This is a genomic window from Winogradskyella sp., assembly GCF_013042245.1.
Classification (GTDB): Bacteria; Bacteroidota; Bacteroidia; order Flavobacteriales; family Flavobacteriaceae; genus Winogradskyella.
The window spans coordinates 1-7,786 of sequence record NZ_JABDQL010000142.1 but is presented as its reverse complement, the minus strand read 5'-3'; the positions used below and the strand labels follow the sequence as shown (position 1 = coordinate 7,786).

General features: G+C 32.7%; 6 protein-coding genes. 3 read left to right on the top strand and 3 right to left on the bottom strand.

Features of this window, described 5'->3' with window-relative positions; genetic code table 11:
• The first annotated feature begins 209 nt into the window (after positions 1-209).
• The gene (locus HKP48_RS11145; RefSeq protein ID WP_296345838.1) at positions 210-656 is read left to right on the top strand and encodes a GNAT family N-acetyltransferase; all 447 of its coding nucleotides are present in this window, start codon (positions 210-212) and stop codon (positions 654-656) included.
• On the opposite strand, the gene HKP48_RS11140 is transcribed toward HKP48_RS11145, so the two are convergent.
• Both HKP48_RS11140 and rnpA read right to left on the bottom strand, forming a co-directional pair.
• On the bottom strand, positions 653-2,287 hold the full coding sequence (locus tag HKP48_RS11140) for a S41 family peptidase (protein WP_296345836.1): 1,635 nt from the start codon (positions 2,285-2,287) through the stop codon (positions 653-655). The genes HKP48_RS11145 and HKP48_RS11140 overlap by 4 nt on opposite strands.
• Positions 2,268-2,660, bottom strand: coding sequence for a ribonuclease P protein component (gene rnpA, locus HKP48_RS11135; RefSeq protein WP_296345834.1), 393 nt, complete (start codon positions 2,658-2,660; stop codon positions 2,268-2,270). Before rnpA ends, HKP48_RS11140 begins: the two co-directional genes overlap by 20 nt.
• 142 nt (positions 2,661-2,802) lie before the next feature.
• Between rnpA and HKP48_RS11130 the strand changes: the two genes are divergently transcribed.
• Complete coding sequence (locus tag HKP48_RS11130) at positions 2,803-4,647, top strand: glutamate-cysteine ligase family protein (protein WP_296345832.1); 1,845 nt, start codon at positions 2,803-2,805, stop codon at positions 4,645-4,647.
• A gap of 10 nt (positions 4,648-4,657) precedes the next feature.
• Entirely contained in the window at positions 4,658-5,836 is a 1,179-nt protein-coding gene (locus tag HKP48_RS11125; RefSeq protein ID WP_296345830.1) for a succinylglutamate desuccinylase/aspartoacylase family protein, read from the top strand.
• 12 nt (positions 5,837-5,848) lie between these two features.
• Here the strand turns inward: HKP48_RS11125 and HKP48_RS11120 are convergent, their stop codons facing one another.
• Positions 5,849-7,666 (bottom strand): M1 family metallopeptidase, encoded by a 1,818-nt coding sequence (locus HKP48_RS11120; RefSeq protein ID WP_296345828.1) that lies wholly within the window; start codon positions 7,664-7,666, stop codon positions 5,849-5,851.
• Between the last annotated feature and the right edge of the window lie 120 nt (positions 7,667-7,786).

Genomic DNA, 7,786 nt, shown 5'->3' with positions numbered 1-7,786 from the left:
AATCGCTTTAAATCTTCTTAAAAAAGATATCAAAGCTAAAGTGGGTATTAAAAGCAGAAGACTAAAAGCGGCTATCAATAATCAATATATGCTAAAAATACTCAAATTATGATGCGTTTGCCCTGGAGACAAGCCTAAGGAATTTTCTTTAGGCTTTTTTTTTTATTAAATTTCATTCTATCTTTAAACTGATAAAATAATTTCTATTGATGTTACGAATTACTGTCAAAACATTTAATCAATTAACGAAAAAAACATTGTACGACTTGCTTCAATTACGAAGTGAAGTCTTTGTTGTAGAACAAGATTGTGTTTACCAAGATATTGATAATAAAGATCAAAAAGCTCTTCATGTTTTGGGTTATAAAGAAGAAAAGATAGTTGCTTATACACGCATTTTTAAAGCAGGCGATTATTTTAAAGAAGCAGCAAGTATTGGACGTGTTGTTGTTGCAAAAAATGAACGTCAACACAGATATGGGTATGATATTATGGAAGCATCAATTTCTGCGATTAGAGACAATTATAATACAGAAGTAATATTAATTTCTGCACAAACGTATCTTAAAAAGTTTTATAATAATCTTGGTTTCTTTGAAATAGGAAAGGAGTATCTCGAAGATGGTATTCCACACATCAAAATGAAAAAATCTTAATTTAAAATCTTATTATACTTCAATGGATCTGAAAGAATATCTAAAGCTTCTCTAATCTCTGTATTATTAGCTTTATAATAGTCGTATAAGCCTTCTGCATAGAAATAACGTTTTATAATTTCATCTCTTAATAATAGAGATAATCGTTTTTTATCCTTATTTATAGATGATGTTTTATAATCTTTTAAAGCTTTAATTAAAGCTTTGTACTCATCTGAAATACTGGAATCCAAGTCTTCATTCTCTGCAATTTCAAAAGCTTTATTAAGTGCTTTTTCGGTCTTAGTTTCAAAATTAAAATTGTTGTTTTTTAGGAAATCTGTAAAACTTTGAAAATCAGAATCAGTGATATTAAAATTTTTCAAGTCAGAGACTTTATTGTTATAAAAATAATCTGTAGCAAAGTCAAAAATTAAATTTTCGGCTTCAATAGCTTTTGTGATTGGTGTTTGTTTAGCAACTTCAATTTCAATATCAGGTTGTACGCCACCACCATCAAAAACGGAACGCCCTTTTTTGGTTTTAAAAGCTTTATAATCTTGTTTTTTTGTGCGCGTTGCATTTCCTTTTTTATCCCTATTCCAATAATCTAAAGCTTGTATACAACGTCCTGATGGTGTGTAGTAGCGAGAAATTGTAATTTTCATTTGTGTGCCATAGGTCAAAGGTTTTGGCCGTTGTACCAAACCTTTACCAAAACTTCGGGCACCAATAACTACAGCGCGGTCTAAATCTTGTAATGCACCAGAAACAATTTCACTTGCAGAAGCAGATTTACCATCAATTAACACGACTATAGGAATATCTAAATCTACAGGATTCTTTTGTGTATAATAGGTCTTATTATATTTTTTTACTTTTGATTTTGTGGTGACTACAAGCTGGTCTTTTGGTACAAAAATATTTACAATATTTACAGCCTCGTTTAGTAAACCACCTGGATTTGCTCTTAAGTCTAAAACGATATTTTTTGCACCTACATTTTTTAAAGAGTTTAGTGCTTTAATAGTTTGAGAAGATGCTTTTTTATTAAATTTTCTAAGCACAATATAACCTGTATCTTCATTAATCATCGAGTAGTGAGGTACAGCATCTATTTCTAAAGACTCTCTGGTGACCTCAGTTGTGTTTACTTTTCCTTGACGCTTATAAGTCAAAGTTACTTTTGTACCGGCAGCACCCTGTAAAAGATTTCCTGCGTCATCTTTAAAGTCGGTAATATCAACATTATCTATTTTTATAATTTCGTCACCAGCCTTTAATCCCGCTTTATCAGCCGCATAGTTTTTGTATGGTTCTACGATAACTAACCTATCCTTCATCGTGCGTACCTTAGCACCAATTCCTGTATAATCTCCAGCATTGTTTATTCTCGAAGATTGTACATCCTGTTCATTGTAAAAGCGTGTGTAAGGGTCTAATTCATCTAACATACTCTTAATAGCTGTATCCATTAAATCACCAGGGTTGGTATCATCTACATAATTCATGTTTAATTCTTTAAACATGGTGGTAAAAATTTCAATTTGCTTTGCTATTTCAAAGAAGTTAGAGTTAAAGGCTGCTGTACTTAAAAATACTACAACCAAGCTTATAGGAATAATTATTTTTTTATTTAGAAATCGTTTCATCTTTAGCTGTATTTTTTAAAAACCTTTCAAAAAGCATCTTCATTTTAGAATCCAATTCTAAGAAAGTAATTTTGTCTTTACTAATATATAAAATCATAAAAGCGAAAGTTGTTGTGTTTGTGTTAAAGTATTTTGGCTTATTCAACCTATAAGCCTCACGCATGAGTCTTTTTATCTGATTTCTGTCAACAGCACTTTTATGCAAACGCTTACTTACTGAAACACCAGTTTTTAAAATAGAGCCATCATCAAAAGTAGTCTTAAGATAGACTAGACGTAACGGAAATACCGTAATCGCTTTCCCTTTAGTAAAGAGTTGCTCAATCAATTTCTTACTTTTAAGTTTATCTTTTTTTGAATATCTGTAGCTCATAAAAACAACTTACCAATTACAAATGTAGCCATATCCTTTGCATAGCCAAGTATTGCTTAGTCTTTTACATGACAAAAATCATATAAATACTCGTTGTTAAGGTATAACTTACAATATTCTAATATCTATTACCAAAGTAATCATGGGACAGCTAAAGGTAAAACAATTGGTATCGCCTGAAGAAAAGGCATTGTATACGCATTATCTACTTAAAGATTTAAAAGCATTAGAGATAATGCTTAATAAAAATCTTATTGAAAAAGAACCAATTAGAATAGGAGCAGAGCAAGAGTTTTGTATTGTTACGGAAGATTTTTCCCCCAGTAAAAAGGCTATAGAAATACTTGATGTTATAGATGATGAGCACTTTACTACAGAAATAGGAAAATATGATTTAGAAATTAATTCTGACCCATTAGAACTTAAAGACAACTGTTTTTCAGAACTATACCACCAATTTAAAACATTGCTTGAAAAGGCACAAAAAGCAGCTAGCACTTTAGATACAAAAGTATTGTTAACAGGTATATTACCAACACTACGACATAAGCATATAAAAGAAAACTGGATGACACCAAAGCCACGCTATGGTATGTTAAATAAAGCATTAAAAGACTCAAGGAGTCAGGATTTTAATATTCATATAAAAGGTGTGGATGAATTAAGATTATTTCACAATAGCGTTATGTTAGAAGCTTGTAATACTAGCTTTCAGACACATTTACAAATCAATCCCGATGAGTTTGTTGAAAAGTACAATTGGTCCCAAACTATAGCAGCACCTGTTATGGCAGTTTGCGCTAATTCACCAATATTATTTGGTCGTGAACTTTGGGCTGAGACTAGAATTGCTGTATTTACTCAAAGTATAGACACACGTACGAGTTCTTTAGTTTTTGATGAAAAACAATCTCGAGTTAGTTTTGGAGACCAATGGGAAGAAGGTACGGTTACAGATATTTTTAGAGACCACGTATCAAGATTTAGAAGCCTATTGACTTCCGATGGGCTTGAAGACAGTTTAGACTTACTTAAAAATGGAGAAATACCAAAATTACGCGCCTTACAATTGCATAATGGTACAGTTTACAAATGGAATCGCGTATGCTATGGTGTTGGTGGAGGTAAACCACATTTAAGAATTGAATGTCGTTACATTCCTAGTGGCCCTACATTAAAGGATGAAATTGCAAATATGGTCTTTTGGGTAGGTTTAATGCATGGACAGACCGAAGCATATAAAAAGATGCCAGAAAAGATGGAGTTTAAAGATGTAAAGAACAACTTCTTTAAAGCTGCGCGTTATGGTATGGAAACAAAGTTTAAGTGGATGGGAAAATTAGTGTCTGTGAGTGATTTAATCTTAAAAAAATTATTACCTATAGCCCAAAAAGGACTTGAAAAAGTTAATATTAATTCCAATGATATTGACACATACCTAAGTATTATAGAGAATCGTGTTAAAAGCAAAAATGGAGCACAATGGATGGTTGAAAGTTATAGAAATTTACAAAAAACAAAAACAGGATTTGAAGCTCGACAAGAGTTAACAGCTTTTATGCATAAAAAACAGTTTAGTGATGACACTATAGATAAATGGCCCGAACCTAATAATCATAAATTTAATTGTACAGATTACGAACCCATCGTAAAACACAGAATGCAAACAAAATTATTTGTGGTTCATGAAAGTGATAGTTTAGAGCTGGTGAGTCATATCATGAAATGGAAAAAAATTCATCATTTACCAGTAGTCAATAATAAAAAGGAATTAAAGGGCTTAGTTTCTTGGACTGATTTAATTAAACTTGGCAACACTGATTTGAAGCAAAACGTTATTAATATAATGCAAACCGAGCTGATTACCATTAGTCAAGAAAAATCACTTGAAAAAGCAAAGCGTATAATGAAAGAAGCACAAATTAACTGTTTACCTGTAGTATATAATAAAAGACTCTTAGGTATTTTGACCACTAATGATTTTTAAGGTGCAACCCATGATTGAATTAAAAGATAGCCCAACTTTAGAAAAGCGAATTATTCACCATGTTAGAGGCCAGAGCAAAGGACCAACTTTAGTTTTTTTTGGAGGTATTCATGGCAATGAGAAAGCAGGAGTAGAGGCTTTAAAAAATGTTTTACCCCAACTAAAAAAAGATAATATTTGTGGTCAAATATTTGGAGTTTATGGAAATATCAAAGCCATTAATCAAAATAAAAGATACATCGATAAGGACCTTAACCGAATTTGGACAACACAGTTTTTAAACGATTTAGAAGATAAAACAATTTATTCACAAGAGGAACAAGAGCAAAAAGCACTTTTTAAGTTTATTTCAGGTCTTTTATCTAATAATACCGAACCTGTATATTTTATAGATTTTCATACTACGTCTAGCAAGACACTTCCTTTTATAACCATTAATGATGCTATAATTAACCGAAAGTTTTCAAAGCACTTTCCTGTGCCTGTTGTTTTAGGAATTGAGGAATATCTTGAAGGACCATTGTTAAGTTATTTAAATAAACAGGGCTTTGTGTCTTTAGGTTTTGAAGCAGGTCAACATAACGACAAGGCAGCAATTATTAATTGTGAATCTTTTATTCACTTAGCTTGTCATTATTCAGGAGCGTTAAAAGAACGTTTTAATGAATTTAAAACTCATTATCAACAGCTACAAAAATCAGCTAAAAATAAAACCGATATTTATGAAGTTATTTATAAGTATCATATTAATGAAAATGAAAATTTTAAAATGGAACATGGATTCGAGAGTTTTCAGCCAATAAAAAAAGGAATACTTTTAGCAACATCTAACCAGAAGCCTATTTATGCACCGTCTAGCCATGAGTTATTTATGCCACTATATCAAGAAAAAGGCAATGATGGATTTTTTATTATAAAACGCATACCACGCTTTATCCTCGAGGTATCAGCTCTAGTACGAAAGCTAAAATTAGACGGATTGTTAACATTACTACCAGGTATAAAATGGCATGATAAAACCAACGGCATTTTACGAGCTAACCTAAGAATTACCCGTTTTATGGCGAAATCTATTTTTCATTTGCTAGGGTATAGGAATAAGCAACAAGATGATACTCACCTTTTACTATATAACCGAGAGCGTGTTGCTAAAACGGAAATGTATAAAAAGGCACCGTGGTATACATAAAAATATGTAAGCCTATAAATTAGCTACATTATTTGCTCTATTAACATCTGCCATCATCTCTGACGAATCTATTTCTATAGACTTTATAGTTTTTGAAGTTTTTAATTCATAGGTTGGGTAAGCCCAAGCCCAATCAGCAAGAATTGTAGCTTTTGTTGGTTTTTCACCACGCATCATTTGCAAAGGAATGTAAAACTCCTCTTTAGTGCCATCAGCGTAAGTAACACTTACATCTAGAGGCATAGGCATTTGTCCTATTCTTTCTAAAGTAACTGTTGACCCGTCTATAGATTTTACACCATAATCAATAGTATTTATGGTTTGCGCAAAATCAATAAGGTACCAATCTAATTCAAAGTCTGTTATGCGCTCAGCTGTTCTAACAATATCCATAGGTTTCGGGTGCTTAAACGCAAAGTCATTAAAGTATTTTTTTAATGTTTTCTTTAAGTTATCTTCACCAATAATATAGCCTAGCTGTGCAATAAAAACAGCCCCCTTACTGTAGGCAGAAGCACCGTATGCACGGTTAAATTCATATCTATCTGCATGTGTTGTTAAAGGTTGTTCTCTTCCAGATGTAGCCAAACCAATATAGCCACGATAAGAACCAGATGTTGGATTTTCTTTAGGCTCGTCACGTAGTGAGTTCATAGCTAAAGCAGAAATGTAACTTGTAAACCCTTCGTCCATCCACTCATGTTTTGCTTCATTTGTTGCTAGTAAAAATTGAAACCAAGTGTGTGCTAATTCATGTGCTGTTACGCCCAATAAGCTTCCGTAGCTTCTTTTCCCTGTAATTAATGTTGACATGGCGTATTCCATACCACCATCACCACCTTGAATTACAGAATATTGGTCATAAGGGTATTTGCCAACATTTTCAGAAAAAAATTTCATCAATTTTGCAGTATCTGGTTGCAAATCTTTCCAATACTGAAGATTTTCAGCAGGTAAATCTTTTTTATAATAGAAGTTTAAAGTTGGCCCATTAGGCATTTGATAAATATCATGAATATAATCAGGGTCTGCAGCCCATGTAAAATCATGCACGCGAGGCGCAAAAAAGGTCATTGTTTTTTTAGAACCGTCTACTTTTGGCTCTCCTTGAAGGTAGCCCGTTCCGCCAACAACATAATTTTTGTCAATTGTTAGATTGACTTCAAAATCACCCCAAACGCCATGAAACTCTCTTCCAATATAGGGGTCGGCATGCCAACCTTCATCATCATATTCGGCCAATTTAGGGTACCATTGCGTCATTGAAAGCGCTACGTCTTCTGCGTTATTACGACCAGAGCGACGAATTTGAACGGGCACTTGTGCGTCCCAATTCATTTCAAAGGTTACTTTTTCTCCTGGTTGAATAGGTTTTGAGAGCTCAACCTCTAAAACAGTTCCAACAGTTTCAAAATTTAAAGCAGTTCCGTTCTGCGATAAGCTATTTACTTTTATAAAACCAATTTCATTAGGTTTCAATTTACTTATTCTATCACCAACACGTCTATCGGGGTCAGAAATTGTACGTGAGCGTACGTCCATTTCGCTTCCCGGCTGAAAAGCATTAAAATATAAGTGATAATAGACCCTGTTTAATACATCAGGTGAATTATTAGTGTAAACCAAGGTTTGGTCGCCTTTGTATTGATAGGTGTTTACGTCCATATCAATATTCATTTTATAATCAACATGTTGAAGCCAATCTCCATTGTTCATTTTCACCGAAGACGGAGGTGTTGGTAGTTGAGGTGTATTAGAAACAGCTTTATCGTAGCTATTACATGAAAATAATAGACTTAATAAGGCGAAAATTAAAAGTGTACTTTTCATACGAATAAATTATGTTTAAAGTTCATGTTTTCAACATTTTAGATTAAACTGCTAAGAATCCCTTTTAGGTAAAATTTTCATACACATGCTTTAATGCAATACTCTTTTGTACTTAACAGT

Bases quoted from the DNA above. Each gene is read 5' to 3' on its own strand.
- HKP48_RS11125 (WP_296345830.1), top strand. From the start codon at position 4,658: ATGATTGAATTAAAAGATAGCCCAACTTTAGAAAAGCGAATTATTCAC.
- HKP48_RS11120 (WP_296345828.1), bottom strand. From the start codon at position 7,666: ATGAAAAGTACACTTTTAATTTTCGCCTTATTAAGTCTATTATTTTCA.
- rnpA (WP_296345834.1), bottom strand. From the start codon at position 2,660: ATGAGCTACAGATATTCAAAAAAAGATAAACTTAAAAGTAAGAAATTG.
- HKP48_RS11145 (WP_296345838.1), top strand. From the start codon at position 210: ATGTTACGAATTACTGTCAAAACATTTAATCAATTAACGAAAAAAACA.
- HKP48_RS11140 (WP_296345836.1), bottom strand. From the start codon at position 2,287: ATGAAACGATTTCTAAATAAAAAAATAATTATTCCTATAAGCTTGGTT.
- HKP48_RS11130 (WP_296345832.1), top strand. From the start codon at position 2,803: ATGGGACAGCTAAAGGTAAAACAATTGGTATCGCCTGAAGAAAAGGCA.